This is a genomic window from Sphingobacterium paramultivorum, assembly GCF_014109745.1.
Lineage (GTDB): Bacteria > Bacteroidota > Bacteroidia > Sphingobacteriales > Sphingobacteriaceae > Sphingobacterium > Sphingobacterium paramultivorum.
In genome coordinates this window covers 6253577-6270156 of sequence record NZ_CP058555.1, presented here as the reverse complement: position 1 = coordinate 6270156, position 16580 = coordinate 6253577, and the positions used below count along the sequence as shown (strand labels likewise).

The following is a 16580-nucleotide window of genomic DNA, read 5'->3' as shown; positions in this document are numbered from 1 at the left end:
TTCCAATAAGTACATTTCAACCGGCACAAATCAATAGGTACAAAATCAACAAGCACAAAAAAAGGGAATACCATTGGCATTCCCTTTTTTTGTGCTTTTATAGCGATACTATTTCAAGTTATCTCTATATACTTTCGCTTTTTTGATTTCTGTTTGGATATCTTTTTTCGATGCATCAAAGCTCAACACTTTTTCGTAATCCTTGATTGCATTGTTATAAGCGTCAGTTGCCATTGCCTTATTGTAGTTAGGCGTACCCTCCGTTCCGATCAAGATACCTAAATCACGATTAGCGATCGCTCTATTTTGATAGAATTTCGAATCAGTCGGCGTAATAGCAATTGCTTTTGAATAATCCTCAATAGCAACTTTCAACAACTGCTCTTTGTTAGCAACAGATGTCTTATTTGTGGATTGAGTAGCAAGATTGTTTGTTGCTTTCGCTTTGAAGTATAAAGCATTTGCATTTTTACCGTTCAATGCAACTACTTTTCCAAAAGTTTCAGCTGATTTTTTATAGTCACCATTTTGAAATTGAGAATATCCCAACATATATAATACGTCCGGATCTTTCCCTTCCTGAGGGAGGGCTTTAGTCAAGTATGACTCTGCATTCTTGAAATCACCATCCAAAAGAGCTTTCTGCCCCATTCTCACATTAGCGTTGCTATGCTCAGCCTGTTTAGGTTGTTGTGCATTCGCGCTAAAAGCAACTAAAGCAAAAACCCCAGTAAACAAACCCAATTTAAATGATTTTAAATTCATATCTAAATAGTTACGTTTTTATATTCACTCTTTAATGATCACTTGTGATCGTTTCTACATCTGTAAAAAAGCATCCGATTGATTTCTTTAAACTTAAAAACTGCCATCGGCGCCCTTTCACATTCCAATATTACAATTATTATGCCTATTTCTCCAACAAATGGCAGATAAATTTTATTTAACCTGCCTTTTTTTCCTATTCTAGAAAATAGATTTGTAATTTTGCTCACTTTTAGCAATTGGCACTTCCCTTGCAATATAGGGGAAACAATAATAGAAGCTTAAAATTTGAAAGTCAGCCGTCAACATGTCAGCGACTGCCAAATACACAAAATAAATACTATGAGCAAATTCGAAACTTTTGATTTCAGTCAAGCAATTCCAATCGTTGCAGAGGATACCGAATTCTTCCCCCTACTTACACAAGAGGATGAAGATAATATGGCGAATGCTGAAATTCCAGAAGCATTGTCTATTTTGCCTTTGCGTAATACCGTATTATTCCCCGGTGTTGTCATTCCGATTACCGTAGGTAGAGATAAATCCATCAAACTGGTCAAAGAAGCCTATAAAGGCAGCAAAACCATCGGTGTTGTTTCTCAAAAGGACATGACTGTAGAGGACCCAGGATTTGAAGAACTAAATAAAGTGGGCACCGTAGCTCATATCATTAAAGTACTCCAAATGCCTGATGGTAATACCACCGTCATCATCCAGGGAAAACAACGGTTCAACTTGTTGGAAATTGTCGATACTGAGCCTTATTTAAAGGCACGTGTGGAGAAATTCAATGAAGCGAAGCCGAAGATGACCAAGCACTTTAAAGCGACAATTTCTACCTTAAAAGAAATGGCGCTGCAGATCATCCAGCTTTCGCCAAACTTACCTAGTGAGGCTGGTATTGCGATTAAAAATATTGAAAGTCCTTCGTTTCTGATCAACTTTATTTCGTCGAATATCAATGTCGAAATGGTCAAAAAACAGGAGCTACTTCAAATACCTAAAGTAGAGAATCGTGCCAAACTTTTATTGGAGCTGCTGACAACAGAAATCCAGATGCTGGAACTAAAGCACCAGATCCAGAATAAAGTACGTGTCGACCTTGACAAGCAACAACGTGATTATTTCTTGAACCAACAGCTCAAAACAATCCAGGAAGAGCTGGGTGGAAACACGCCCGATCTTGAGCTGGAAGAGCTTAAAAAACGGGGTAAGAAAAAGAAATGGAATGTTGATGTAGAAAAACATTTCACAAAAGAACTCGAAAAGCTATCGCGTATCAATCCTGCGGCTGCAGATTATTCGGTACAGCTCAATTACCTTGAGCTACTACTTGATCTACCCTGGAATGAAACAACAAAAGACAATTTTGATTTAAACAAAGCACAAAAAGTGCTCGATAAAGATCATTATGGACTTGAGAAAGTAAAAAAACGTATCATTGAATACCTTGCGGTATTGAAATTAAAAAATGATATGAAAGCACCTATTCTTTGTTTAGTAGGCCCTCCGGGAGTCGGTAAAACCTCTTTGGGAAGATCTATTGCCAAAGCATTGGGGCGTAAATATACCCGTATGGCCTTGGGTGGTGTGCGCGATGAAGCAGAAATCAGAGGACACCGCAAAACCTATATCGGCGCAATGCCGGGCCGTATCATCCAGTCCCTGAAAAAAGCAGGAGCAGCAAATCCGGTTTTTATTTTGGACGAAATCGATAAAATGAGCGCGGACTTCAAAGGAGATCCTTCGTCGGCCTTATTGGAAGTATTAGATCCGGAACAAAACACACATTTCTATGATCACTATGTCGAAATGGAGTTTGACCTTTCCAAAGTGATGTTTATTGCGACAGCCAATTCCTTGAGTTCTATTCAACCTGCGTTATTGGATCGGATGGAAATTATCGAAGTGAATGGTTATACCATCGAGGAGAAAATCGAAATCGCGAAAAAGCACCTTTTGCCAAAACAACGCGAAATGCATGGAATGGCATCCAAAGATGTCTCGTTAAAAGCTAAGATCATCGAACAGATTATCGAGGATTACACACGCGAATCTGGTGTCCGCGGATTAGAAAAAAAGATCGGCTCTGTCGTACGTGGTATCGCAACACGCATTGTCATGGAAAAGGATTACAGTCCGAGTATTAACGAACAAGATCTGCTCGATATCCTAGGCGCTCCAATATTTGATAAGGACATCTACGAAAATAACAATGTTGCCGGTGTCGTAACGGGCTTAGCCTGGACTTCCGTAGGTGGCGATATCTTATTTATAGAATCTTCGCTGAGCCCAGGAAAAGGACGTTTGAGCCTGACAGGTAATTTGGGTGATGTCATGAAAGAATCTGCGTCGATTGCACTAGCCTACCTGAAAGCCCACGCTTCGGATTTCGGCATTAACTACCGCGTTTTCGACCATTGGGATATCCATATTCACGTTCCTGCGGGTGCCATTCCAAAAGATGGTCCCTCAGCTGGTATAACAATGCTCACAGCACTGACATCGCTATTCACCCAACGTAAAGTGAAGGAGAAATTAGCTATGACAGGTGAAATTACCTTACGTGGAAAAGTATTGCCTGTTGGCGGTATTAAGGAGAAAATTCTTGCTGCAAAACGCGCAAACATCAAAGATATTATCCTTTGTAAATCCAATGAAAAAGACATCTTAGAAATCAAGGAAGATTATATCAAAGACATGCAGTTCCACTATGTGACTGAAATGTCGCAGGTGATTAAACTCGCGCTATTGGAAGAAAAAGTCGTTGGTGCCATCGATCTGGCGCAAGATATAGAAAATACCAAAAAAGAGAATTAATAGATCCCCGAAAGGTCTTGAATAGAAATGGGCTATCCAAAATTGGATAGCCCATTTGTTGTATAATGAATACGTATTCTCCCCTCAAAGATTATAGGTATTCCCTCATTATATGCATTCCTCTTGCTAAATCTTATCAGCTATTCTTAAACGGTTTGAGCTGACTTTTCAAACACTTTCTTTGTTAAAGCAAGGTTTCTTTTATTATGAACTTTTGCTTGCGGATATCATCGCTTAGAACCTAACTTTTCATGTAGAAGCTCCTCGTCCAGACTATCTTCATATTTTGAAATCACCAGCGTTGCCGCTGAATTTCCGATCAAATTGGTTATCGCCCTTGCTTCACTCATAAAACGGTCCACGCCAAAGATCAAAGCGACAGATTCTACCGGTACATGGCCAACAACAGGCAAAGTCGCAGCAAGGGTAACGAAACCACTTCCTGTTACGCCTGCAGCCCCTTTGGAGGTCAATAGCAATACCAGCAATAAGGTAATTTCCTGCTCCAAGCTGAGATGCATATTGAGGGCCTGCGAAATAAAGACCGCTGCCATCGTCAGATAGATACTTGTCCCATCCAGATTGAAAGAATAGCCCGTGGGAATAACTAAGCCCACAACAGGTTTGGCACAGCCCGCATCTTCCATCTTCTGCATAATCCCCGGCAAAGCCGACTCAGAAGAGGATGTCCCCAAAACGATTAAAATCTCTTCTTTGATATATTTTAAAAACTTAAAAACATTCACCTTGAGATAAAAATACAATACCGCCCCAATCACAACGATCACGAAGATAAAACAGGTCAGGTAGAAGCTCAACATCAGCATACCGAGTTTAGATAAGGCCTGAATTCCAAACTTACCGATCGTAAAACCCATTGCTCCCATTGCCCCGATTGGAGCCAGGTACATGATCATTTTGATAATGGAGAAGAGAACCTTTAAAAAAGATTGCAATACATTGAGCACAGGCTCAGAAGCTTTCTGCCCTATTTTTGTCATACCGATCCCAAATAGCACTGCAAAAACGAGTACCTGCAACATGTTGTCCGAAGCTACCGCAGCAATCACATTACCTGGAATGATCCCGATGATAAAATCCATAAAACTATGTGGCTCTTTGGATTCTGAAATATAATGGGATACCGAAGACACATCAAGACTAGCGGGATCGGCGTTCATCCCGGTACCCGGCTGTATCCAATTAACAAAGACCAGACCGATAATCAGGGCAATCGTTGTCATGATCTCGAAATAGATAATGGAAGTTAAACCGATTTTCCCCACTTTTTTCGTATCCTGCATTCCCGCTATGCCGATCACAATGGAGCTAAAAATCAATGGCGCAATAACCATCTTGATCAGTTTAATAAAAGCATCTCCTAATGGTTTTAGCTTAACAGCAAAATCGGGGTAATAGATACCACAGATGATCCCCACAAGTATACCCACGATGACTTGAAAATAGAGGCTCTTAAAAATATGCTTCATGATAGATTTATTTACGGACAGCAATTCCCTTGCTTTAATCGGTTTTTTAATTTAGGATATTGAAATTAATTGGTACGAATATAAAAAAAAAGGGATGCATAAATGCATCCCTTCCTATTATAATTTTGAACTTAGCTGCTGAAATATGCTCTTACATTCTTTCCTTCAATCCAGTTCATATAAGCTTTATTGACAACCTTGTTTCCACCAGGTGTTGGGTAATCACCGGAGAAATACCAATCACCCTTATGGTCTGGACAAGCTTTGTGTAAATTATCCAAAGTTTGGTAAATTACTTCGAGCTCTGCTTTCAGGTGGTGAGGTCTTACGATACGAGCGATTTCTTCCGAAATCTCTTCATCAGTAAAAGGTGCATAGATCGCTTTGACATAATTATCGATATCATTAACGTCCTGAGTCATTGATAACACACATTTTTGATAAACTTCATCGATAATATGTGCCATACCACGTTGTTTTAGGAGATTAATTGCGGCTTCGAATGCGACAAATTCACCCATACGTGACATATCAATACCATAACAATCTGGGTAACGAATCTGAGGAGCCGATGATACAATCACGATTTTTTTCGGATTCAAACGATCCAGGATCGTTAAAATACTTTGTTTCAATGTTGTTCCCCGAACAATCGAGTCATCAATGGCAACAATCGTATCTTCGTGATCCTTTACAATACCGTACGTTGTATCGTATACGTGCTGTACCATGTCTGTACGGTCCGCATCCTGCGTAATGAACGTGCGCAGTTTAGCGTCCTTCACGTTAAGTTTTTCAAAACGAGGTTTAATACTCAAGATCTCATCCAATTCTTCATCAGAAATTTTTTCTGAGCGATTCAATAAAGTATCTTTTTGAAAATCCCGAACATAGGTATTGATACCATCCATTAGGCCATAGTAAGATACTTCAGCTGTATTTGGAATAAACGAGAATACGGTATTTTTGATGTTATTTTTGACAGATTCCAATACCTGAGGTACCAGTAATCTTCCTAATTCTTTACGTTCTTGATAGATATCAGCATCTGATCCACGTGAGAAGTAAATCCGTTCGAAAGAACAAGAACGTTGTTCTACGGGCTGTCTAAACATCTCTTGGGATACTGTACCATCTTTTTTAGCGATCAGGGCATGGCCTGGTTTAATTTCCTTCACAGCACCAATAGGAATATTGAATGCAGTTTGGATGACCGGTCTTTCCGATGCTACAACCAGGATCTCCTCATCCTGATAATAAAACGCCGGACGGATACCAGCTGGGTCGCGCATAACAAAAGCATCACCATGACCAAAGATACCTGCGATGGTGTAACCGCCATCCCAAGTTTTGGCCGAACGCTTCAATATTTTGGTAACATCAATATTTTTAGCAATCAGCGAGCTGATCTCAATATTAGAATGACCTTCTTTTTTGAATTGATCGAAAAGATCTTGGTTCTCATCATCTAAGAAATGGCCAATTTTTTCCAAAACGGTTACGGTATCCGCTTTTTCCTTTGGATGTTGTCCCAACTCATATAATTGTTGCAACAATTCATCCACATTGGTCATGTTGAAGTTACCCGCTACCACCAAATTACGAGACATCCAATTGTTTTGTCTTAAAAATGGGTGACAGCTTTCGATACTGTTCTTTCCATGCGTTCCATAGCGCAAATGTCCTAAAAGTACTTCTCCCGTAAAACTTACGTTATCTTTTAACCATTGCGTATCTTTTGACTCCTCCGGAAATGCTTTCTGAACAGAAGCAAATTTTTTCTGTACATATTCGAATATGTCTGCCACAGCAGTTGAGCCCATTGCTCTGTAACGCGAAATGTAACGATTTCCAGGTTTAACATCAAATTTAATGGTTGCAATTCCAGCCCCGTCTTGTCCACGGTTGTGCTGTTTTTCCATTAATAGGTACAATTTGTTAATGCCATAAAATGGCGTACCATATTTTTCCTGATAATAAGATAAGGGTTTTAACAGGCGAATTAGTGCGATTCCGCACTCGTGTTTAATAGCGTCGCTCATATCTTGATTTGATGTCGCAAAAGTACGAATTATTTAGCACTTACCGACCCCTCCCTTCACTTTTTCAGCAATAAAATTACAGTGAATAGACAGAGGCTCTTTGGGATAGCTCCTTAAGACCTATTGTGCGATAAAAACAGGGACTTTCACCGCATGTCGCAGCTTGTTAACTGTCTCACCAAAAACAAAATCCTTCACACCACTGTGCCCATGGCTTCCAACGACCAATAGATCGGCGCCGTATTTTTCACAGACTTCTGCGATACTCTTGATCCGGTTATTGTATCCCAGTTCATATTCAGTTTGATGTCCTTGCGACAATAGAAAATCAGCATACAATTTCAGCCGTTCCAAATCCTGACGCGATTCATAATCATCCGTCGAATCTCCGGTATATTTCACCGATGCACTTTCAACAATATGTACTACGACAAAAGTCGTGTCGTCATGCGACAGCTGTAAAGCATATTGGATTACTTTCTGATCTGAATTTGAGAAATCCAACGCGATCACAACTTTCTTAAAAGAGCCCTTATGTTCAAAATGCAATGCCTCGAATGGTGGGTGAACCTCCAGCTCCGTTGGTTTCGATTTGAGTAAAATGGGGTATAATACCGTCATCATTAATAAGGCAAACAAACCCACAGCGCCCAAGATCAATAATACGGTTACCAAAATATTATTGGCTTCACCAATCCAGCCGGCCACTTCGTCGTATACCAATTTAAAATTCAGAACAGCGATAATGGCCGCTATCAACCAGGCCGCAATTTTTGTTATCGGTTTAATGGCAAAAATACCCATCTTGACTTTATCGCTCACAAAATGGATCAACGGGATGACTGCAAAAGCGAGCTGCATACTCAAAATCACCTGACTAAAGATCAGCAGCTGTCCAACGCGACCTTCACCCGAAATCAGAATCACCAATACAGCCGGGATAATCGCCAAAAGCCGGGTTATAATTCTTCGTAAGGTCGGGCTAATCCGCAATCGAAGGTATCCCTCCATCACAATCTGACCGGCTAGGGTTCCCGTCACCGTTGAGCTCTGTCCGGCAAGAATCAAGGCAACAGCAAACAATTTTGAGGCCCATTCCGTTCCAAGAAGATTGCCCAATAAGTGATAAGCATCTTCAAGTTCGGCAACGTCATGCATACCGTTTTTGTGAAAAACAGAGGCTGCAAGAATCAATATTGCTGCGTTCACCAAAAATGCCAGGTTCAAGGCGATCGCACTATCCCAAAAGTTATACTTGAGTGATTTTCGGATAGAAACCTCATTCCGGTCAATCTTCCGTGTCTGCACAAGCGCCGAGTGCAAATATAGATTATGCGGCATGACGGTTGCACCTATAATGCCTATGGCAATATATAGTGCGGCACTATTCGGGATACTGGGTATAAATCCAGTGGCCACCTCTGCAAAATCCGGTTTCGCCAAAAACATTTCTACCATAAAACACATGCCAATAAGCGCGATCAGTCCAATGATAAAAAGTTCCATTTTCCGCATCCCCAACTTCTGAAGATAGAGCAATAAGAAGGTATCTGCAAAACTGATCATTACCCCCCAAAGCAGATCAATGCCGAAAAGAAGGTTAAGACCGATTGCCATACCCAAAACCTCCGCCAGGTCACAGGCTGCTATTGCAATTTCAGCAAGCACATAGAGTACAAAATTCATCCGTTTAGGATAGGTCTCCCTATTACACTGCGCAAGGTCTTTACCGCGTACAATACCTAGACGGGCACATAGATTCTGTAGCACTAGCGCCATGATATTACTCATCAACAGCACCCAAATCAGGGTATAGCCAAATTGGCTTCCTCCAGCAAGATCGGTAGCCCAGTTACCTGGATCCATATACCCCACACTAATGAGATAAGCTGGACCAAAGAAACTAAGTATCTTCTTAAATTTGGATTTCCCTTGATTGACATCTACACTTTCATGGATATCAGATAGGGATTTATGATGAGATTCGTCGTAATGCATAAAGTACTATAAGTGCAATATCGTCTATTGTCAGCCTTAAAGATAAAAAGCTTTACATTATTAGGCAATTAAACCGCGATATTATTAGAATTTAAATGCCAGCTGGCCAGAATTTTCCTTCGATAGGTTGCCAAACTGTATAAAATCGATGATCTCATATTGACCTAAATCAGGTTTAAACTGCCGCACATGAACGCCCTTGCACATAAAGCTCAGGTCGACAGACCGCAACTGTTCTTTTGCAATTTCAAGCTGTTCCGGCTCCAGACGTCGTCCAATCGAAATATGGGGTTCGTCGCTAATCTCGATCAAATCAAACTCCGATAAAGTTTGAACAACCTTCCGCGCCCGGTCCTTGAGATAACTGCGGGCATGTACTGTCGGTGCAATATAGAAAGCACCACCGGCAAATGATGCAAAATGATCGAAATAAACATACTGACTCCGCTCATAGACCAAAGTCTCCTGCAAAGCCTCAATAGCCATTGTCAGTTTATTCCCATCTGCTTCAAAAGCACATATCGTTACATGGGCTTTGGAATTGCAACTGGGATACCAGCCTTTGTTTTTGTCTGGAAACAGTTCGGCTAACGATGCACGTAATCGTCGCTTCAAGCCATCTACCAAGACAATACCAGCTTCATCAGGCTGAAAAACAAACGAATATTTATTGACACTACCCTCCATAACAAAAATCAGTTTCCGATCAGTAGGTAAGATAACAAATACCGCGGAGATAACAAAACCAAAAACCGAGCAGCAGGCTAATGACGAACTACCACCCGATGTCATAGTCCTCCCCATTGTTGCTACTGCCGCCCCAAAGTGTATTGTGCTGCTGGTCGAAATAAATGGCATTGATAGGTCCACTGGTGCGGTCACCGAACTGTATGCTATACCCCATTTTCTTTAATTGTTCAATAATTGCTGGCGCTGTATTTTTGTCCAATAGAAGGCTACCTGAGCGCGGTTTTCGATCGTCGGTCTTCGTTCCTCCCAGCGATAGCCAAAGCTGGTTACTGTTGATATTGGCCGCCTCGCTGGCTTGTTGTGGCGTCATACCAAACTCGACCATATTCAAGAAAAACTGCAATAGGTTTTGATCCTGTGTATCTCCTCCCTGCACAGCAAAAGAAAGGTAAGGTTTTCCGTTTTTCAATGCCATCGAAGGGGTGAGTGTTACACGCGGTCTTTTGCCTGGCTCAACCACATTGAACGGGTTTATCAATGAATCTAAGACAAAACTCTGTAAGCGCTGACTCATGCCCACTCCGGTATTCCCGGCAATACAGGCAGGGAGCCATCCACCACTCGGTGTGATCGAAACGACCCAACCTTCTTCATCCGCAGCTTCAACGCTTGTGGTTCCCCGTAATAAACGGTCGACATAAGCACTATCCACCCTTAAAGATGCCAAAAGAGCTGTTTTTGGCAATTCCGTTAGCAACGAACTTGAGCGTGCGTCATGTTTAGGGACAAAATCATTTTTCAGCTCCGTATGTGGCGTAAACTCTTTCTTACGCTGCTCCAGTAACGAAAAATACGGATTCTGCTTACCTTCGTAGGGATAAGGGTCTCCGGGAAGTACATTCGGGTTATTTTGCTTAAGATCAATGGTTGCGGCCCTCGCCTTGGCATAGGACTCATGCAAAAGGCCTTGAATAGGTGTCTTAGGTTTACCGTAGGGATCACCGTAATAAAAATCCCGATCGGCAAAGGCCAAGTTCATAACCTGATAGAGTGTATGGATATAAGAAGCAGAATTATAACCCATTGCCTTTAGATCAAAGTTTTTCAGTAACTGCAAACTCTGTAGCATGGCTGGTCCCTGTGTCCATTCTTGTAATTTATATACATCAACCCCCTTATAATTGACATGCAATGGTTCCTCCTCAATAGGTTTCCAATTGGCTAAGTCTGCTTTCGTGATTAAGCCACCTTGCTCCTTACTACCACGGACAAATTCATCTGCAATATCGCCGGTATAAAACCGGTCATAAGCGGCCATGATTGCAGCTTTGCGGTCTTTTCCTGCTGCAAGAGCCTGCTTTTCGGCTTCTACCAATTTGGACAGGGTCTTATGCAGATCCTGCTGCACGAAAACCTCTCCCGCTTCGGGAGCTTCCCAGGGTTTACCTTCATGTACTAAAAACACCTTTTTACTGTAAGGCCATTCTTTAATGCGCTCTTTGCCACGTTCAATACTCGTTGCAGTTTGTGCGTCAATCGGGTACCCTGCAGCCATTTCAAGAGCAGGAGCTAATACCTCTGCTAGACTTTTCGTTCCATAATGAGCCAACATATAGCACAATCCGCCGGGTGTACCCGGTGTGACAGCAGCAAGAGGGCCGTATTCCGGTGGAAATTCGTAGCCCTTTGATCTAAAAAAATCGACTGTCGCTCCACTGGGTGCTACCCCCAAGGCATTTATAGCAATGACCTTTTTTAGTTTCGGATGATAAATTAACGCTTGCGTCTCTCCGCCCCAACTCAGTACATCCCACATCGTACAGGTTGCTGCGAGCATTGCACAAGCAGCGTCCACCGCATTTCCGCCTTGTTGGAATAGCTGGGCACCCGCTGTTGCCGCCAAGGGTTTGCCCGTAATAGCCATCCAATGTTTTCCATGTAAAGGTGGTTTCTGTGTACGCTGAGCGGAACTCACCATCGGCGTACAGGTAGTAAGCAATCCAAACAGCGTCATCAGTAGCAAGGGGGATCTTCTTTTCATAGCAGCTCTTTCGTTAAGTAATCTTTCGTTAAGCAATGGTTTTAGTAAAACCAAGATAGGTATTTTTAAAACAAACAAAAAACTCCCATCAACCGAGATTGATAGGAGTTTTTAAAATCTTATTTGTTATTGGGTTACCAATAAATAGAATATAATGCTGTAACCAATAGCGCTACGATCAATGCGATGACCAAAAACGCGCGGTGTGGTTTAAACATCGTGGTATCAACTTCCAATCCAGCTGGCACGACACCACGCTTATTGTCGATGATACTGATGACAATCATACCGATAATACAGATCACGAATACGAATCCCATTCTATCCAAAAATGGAATTTCGTAGACTCCCGTTGTTGGATTTGGAACAGAGAAACCTGTCGATGACAAGAATGACAGATCGACCCAATCCGGCAATTTTTTGAAGATGATGGAGAAAATAAAACCACCAATTGTTGCAAACAACGCCGCATTTGAAGTTGCTTTCTTCCAGAAGAATCCTAAAATGAACATCGCAAAAATACCTGGAGATACAAAACCCGTATATTCCTGAATATATTGGAATCCACCTTTTTTATCAATACCCAAATGTGGAGCAATCAGCACACCCAAAATCATGGCAACCACAACAGTTAGCTTGCCGATATTGACCAATTTCTTGTCCGATGCTTCTGTATTGAATACTTTCTTATAAATATCCAAGGCGAAGATTGTTGCGATACTGTTTGCTTTACCTGCCAAAGAAGCGACCACTGCAGCTGTCAATGCCGCAAAAGACAAGCCTTTTAAACCTGCTGGCAATAAATTCAACAAAACTGGATAAGCGTGGTCAGGGTTTACCTCACCATGTTGCATCATTTCATTTTGGAACAAGCCATCTTTCCACATTACATAGGCTGCTATACCTGGCAACACGACAATGATAGGCATTAATAACTTCAGAAATGCTGCAAACAAGATACCGTTTCTAGCGGTTTTCAAATCTGCTCCAAGCGCGCGTTGCGTGATGTATTGATTACATCCCCAGTAATTCAAATTAACGATCCACATACCGCCAATCAATACGGTTAGCCCCGGTAAATCGAGATAGTTCTCATTTTTACGATCCAGAATCATATGGAAGTGGTCGGAAGCTTTTTCGGTCATCAAGTGATAACCTTCCAATACTCCTGAGCCACCATAGTGCTCTGAAACGAGGTTCAAGGCTAGATAAGTGGTCGCCAAACCACCCAATACCAAAAAGAAAACCTGAATAATATCCGTATAACCGATTACTTTCATTCCCCCCAATGTAATGATCACAGCAAAAATCGCAATGGCATACATACAGGCATCCAGACTGATACCGGAAATACTACTTACCGCAATGGCTCCCAAATAGAGGATAGAAGTCAAATTGACGACAACATACAACAGTAACCAGAAAACGGCCATGATCATCGCAACAGTTCCATTATATCGTTTATGGAGAAACTGTGGCATCGTAAAGATCTTGTTCTTTAAATATACCGGGATAAAAAATACCGCAACGACAATCAGTGTAATGGCAGCCATCCACTCATAAGTCGCAATAGCCAATCCCATCTTAAATCCGGAACCGCTCATACCGATAAATTGCTCGGCCGAAATATTGGACGCAATAAGTGAAGCTCCGATAGCCCACCAAGTCAATGACCCCTCAGCCAAAAAATAGTCTTTGGAACCTACAGATTCAGATTTCTTGCGATAATACACCCATAATCCATAACCTGCTACAATAACAAAGTATATCAGGAAAACGATGTAATCTTTTGTGCTTAAATAATTATTCATGTATTGGTAATTGGTTTAATTTGATCGCCTAATATAGAAATATTTTTAGAACTATATATATCTATTAACCAAATTTTCTAAATACTCCTGTTTACCACTAATTGTTTTTGGCTCACCTAATTCCACTGCTAAATCCCTTAAGTTCTCCAGGGTCAATGTCCGTTCTTCAAATGATGCGCCATGGCCTGTATCAAAAGAAGCATAACGATCGGCCCGTATTTTTTTGTAATCCGAGTCTTGAAGGATATGATCTGCCGTAATAAGCGCGCGTGCAAAAAGATCCATACCACCGATATGTGCATAAAACAAATCTTCAGGATCTGTCGAGTTCCGACGGATTTTGGCATCAAAATTCACACCTCCACCTTGGAATCCACCACCTTCTAAAATAATCAACATGGCTTCGGTCAATTCATTGATATCATTCGGAAATTGATCTGTATCCCATCCATTTTGATAATCACCGCGGTTAGCATCAATGGAGCCCAATTTACCTGCATCTACAGCAACCTGTAGCTCATGCTGGAACGTATGTCCGGCCAATGTCGCATGGTTTACCTCTAAATTTAATTTAAAATCTTCCAAAAGATTATACTGACGCAGGAAGCCCAGCACGGTAGCCGCATCATAATCGTATTGATGTTTTGTAGGCTCACATGGTTTCGGCTCGATAAAGAAAGTTCCTTTAAAACCATTTTTGCGGGCATAATCCTTGGCCATATGTAAAAACTGTGCAAGATGTTCCTGCTCTCGCTTCATATTGGTATTTAAAAGGCTCATATAACCCTCTCTTCCACCCCAGAATACATAATTTTCACCACCAAGAGCGATCGTTGCGTCCAAGGCTGCCTTGACCTGTGCGCCACCATGTGCAAGAACATGAAAATCTGGGTTAGTTGCTGCTCCATTCATGTAGCGTTTATGGCTAAAAAGGTTGGCTGTTCCCCAAAGCAATTTTATACCGCTTTCCTGTTGTTTCTCCTTCGCATAATCAACGATAGTTGACAGACGCTTTTCATTTTCAACAACATTATCCGAATAATCAACTAAGTCCACATCATGGAAGCAATAATAGGGTATATTTATTTTACTGATAAATTCGAATGCTGCATCCATTTTATCTTTTGCCCTAGTGATTACATCGTTGCTTTCATCCCATGGAAATTGATGTGTCGGTCCGCCAAATGGATCAGATCCGTTACCATTGAAAGAATGCCAATACGAACAGGCAAACTTAAAATACTCTTCCATCGTCTTGCCACCAACAATTTGTTTTGGATTATAATAACGGAAAGCTAATGGATTTGTACTGTCCTTTCCTTCGAATTGAATTTGGCCAACGCCTTTGAAAAATTCTTTTTTCCCTTTGATAATATTCATCTTATTTGCTATTTATTTGTTTGTTTAATAATTCCTTCCATTGCTGATAATGCTCCTCATATTGCGCTACAAATTGAGGTTCCACTGTATACACAGGTTTCAAAGAACGAAAAGCTTCTGTAGAATCTGCATAATACCCACTTCCTATACCTGCTCCGAGAGCGGCTCCAATACTGCCATCATGATTAAAGATTTCAACTGGAACGTCAGTGGCTCCCACAAATGACTCCCTGAAAACAGCGCTCAGGAATAAATTCGCATAACCTGCACGAATCATATTTGGATACAGATTGTTTTCGCGCATGATATCCAAGCCATAGCGAAAAGCATATGCAATCCCTTCCTGTATAGCGCGTAGTATATCGCTTGTCTCATGCCTATTCAAATCTATCGCTGAAATTGAAGCTCCAACCGTTTGGTTGTTGAGCATCCGTTCGGCACCGTTGCCAAATGGGATAACCTGCAGACCTTTGCTACCGATAGGAGATGCACCAGCCATGGCATTAATCTGTTCGTAAGACAAATCGCGTCCCAACAATCGTCTACCCCAGCTATTCATAATGCCTGTTCCATTGATACAGAGCAATACCCCTGTCCGGATATCATCCTCTTGATAATTCACATGGGCAAATGTATTTACGCGCGATTCGCGGTCGGCGATCAGCTTGTCGCTGACGCCATAGATCACCCCTGAAGTACCTGCGGTCGCAGCGACTTCGCCAGGTTGAAGGACATTCAGCGAAAGTGCATTGTTGGGCTGGTCGCCGGCTTTATAATTGATGGTCACTGTATTAGATAACCCAAGTTCTTCAGCAACAGCGGCTTTAATTTGACCATGCGTTGAAAACACAGGTAAGATCTCAGGAATAAGATGATCATCAAAGCCATAATAATCCATAATCGTACGCGACAATACATTGTCCTTGAAATCCCAGAATATCCCCTCAGATAAGGCTGAGATGGAAGTCGTCACCTGCCCCGAAAGTTTCATGGCTATAAAATCCCCAGGCAACATGATCTTATCTATTTTTTCATAAATTTCCGGCTCGTTTGCCTTTACCCAGGCCAACTTTGACGCTGTAAAATTACCCGGTGAATTCAGATGATGACTCAGATTAAAAGACCTTCCGATTTCTTCAAAAGCGATATTTCCCAATTCAACAGCCCTGCTGTCGCACCAGATAATGGCATTTCGCAGCACATACTGATCTTTATCGACCACGACTAAGCCGTGCATCTGGTATGCAATGCCAATGGCCGAAATTGCTTTGGGGTCATACAGGCCCAGCCTGTTTGCCTTCAACAGAGCCTGTTTAAAGTAGTCCCACCAATCGAGCGGGTTCTGTTCAGCCCAATTGGGCTCCAAAGTAATTATGGGAGCTTCTACGTCCGGATATTGCACCGAGCAAACCTTACGTTGTGAAGAAGCCTCAACAATCGAAACTTTTACAGAAGAAGTACCTACGTCTATACCTAATAAATACATGGTAATCAATTCTAATTGGTTATAAAAAACAACATCGGCCTTACACTGCAACCGGTT

At 41.6% G+C, this 16580-nt stretch carries 10 protein-coding genes; 1 reads left to right on the top strand and 9 read right to left on the bottom strand.

Annotation, left to right across the window (positions count from 1 at the left end):
• Positions 1–108 precede the first annotated feature (108 nt).
• Positions 109–765 carry a tetratricopeptide repeat protein gene (locus tag HS960_RS26060; protein WP_075993900.1) on the bottom strand — a complete coding sequence of 219 codons (657 nt, stop codon included), beginning with the start codon at positions 763–765 and terminating at the stop codon, positions 109–111.
• Between the two features lie 342 nt (positions 766–1107).
• On the opposite strand from HS960_RS26060, the gene lon reads away from it, so the two are divergent.
• Positions 1108–3585: an endopeptidase La gene (gene lon, locus HS960_RS26055; protein WP_182330851.1), complete on the top strand. Its 2478-nt coding sequence runs from the start codon at positions 1108–1110 to the stop codon at positions 3583–3585.
• 227 nt (positions 3586–3812) lie between these two features.
• Here the strand turns inward: lon and dctA are convergent, their stop codons facing one another.
• The 8 genes from dctA to HS960_RS26015 all read right to left on the bottom strand — a co-directional run bounded on the left by dctA (position 3813) and on the right by HS960_RS26015 (position 16523).
• Positions 3813–5075, bottom strand: coding sequence for a C4-dicarboxylate transporter DctA (dctA, locus tag HS960_RS26050; RefSeq protein WP_120336244.1), 1263 nt, complete (start codon positions 5073–5075; stop codon positions 3813–3815).
• A 131-nt stretch (positions 5076–5206) separates the two neighbouring features.
• Positions 5207–7117 carry an amidophosphoribosyltransferase gene (locus HS960_RS26045; protein ID WP_182330850.1) on the bottom strand — a complete coding sequence of 637 codons (1911 nt, stop codon included), beginning with the start codon at positions 7115–7117 and terminating at the stop codon, positions 5207–5209.
• A gap of 120 nt (positions 7118–7237) precedes the next feature.
• A complete protein-coding gene (locus tag HS960_RS26040; RefSeq protein ID WP_182330849.1) occupies positions 7238–9115 on the bottom strand; it encodes an Nramp family divalent metal transporter in 1878 nt (625 codons plus the stop codon).
• Positions 9116–9199: 84 nt separating this feature from the next.
• On the bottom strand, positions 9200–9919 hold the full coding sequence (locus tag HS960_RS26035) for a 2'-5' RNA ligase family protein (protein ID WP_182330848.1): 720 nt from the start codon (positions 9917–9919) through the stop codon (positions 9200–9202).
• The gene (locus HS960_RS26030) at positions 9891–11846 is read right to left on the bottom strand and encodes a gamma-glutamyltransferase family protein (protein WP_202883718.1); all 1956 of its coding nucleotides are present in this window, start codon (positions 11844–11846) and stop codon (positions 9891–9893) included. Before HS960_RS26030 ends, HS960_RS26035 begins: the two co-directional genes overlap by 29 nt.
• Positions 11847–11980: 134 nt before the next feature.
• Positions 11981–13657, bottom strand: a complete 1677-nt coding sequence (locus HS960_RS26025; RefSeq protein ID WP_159731702.1) for a sodium/sugar symporter — start codon at positions 13655–13657, stop codon at positions 11981–11983.
• A 51-nt stretch (positions 13658–13708) separates the two neighbouring features.
• Positions 13709–15037: a xylose isomerase gene (gene xylA, locus HS960_RS26020; protein WP_182330847.1), complete on the bottom strand. Its 1329-nt coding sequence runs from the start codon at positions 15035–15037 to the stop codon at positions 13709–13711.
• Between the two features lies 1 nt (position 15038).
• Positions 15039–16523, bottom strand: coding sequence for a xylulokinase (locus HS960_RS26015; protein ID WP_182330846.1), 1485 nt, complete (start codon positions 16521–16523; stop codon positions 15039–15041).
• Positions 16524–16580 lie beyond the last annotated feature (57 nt).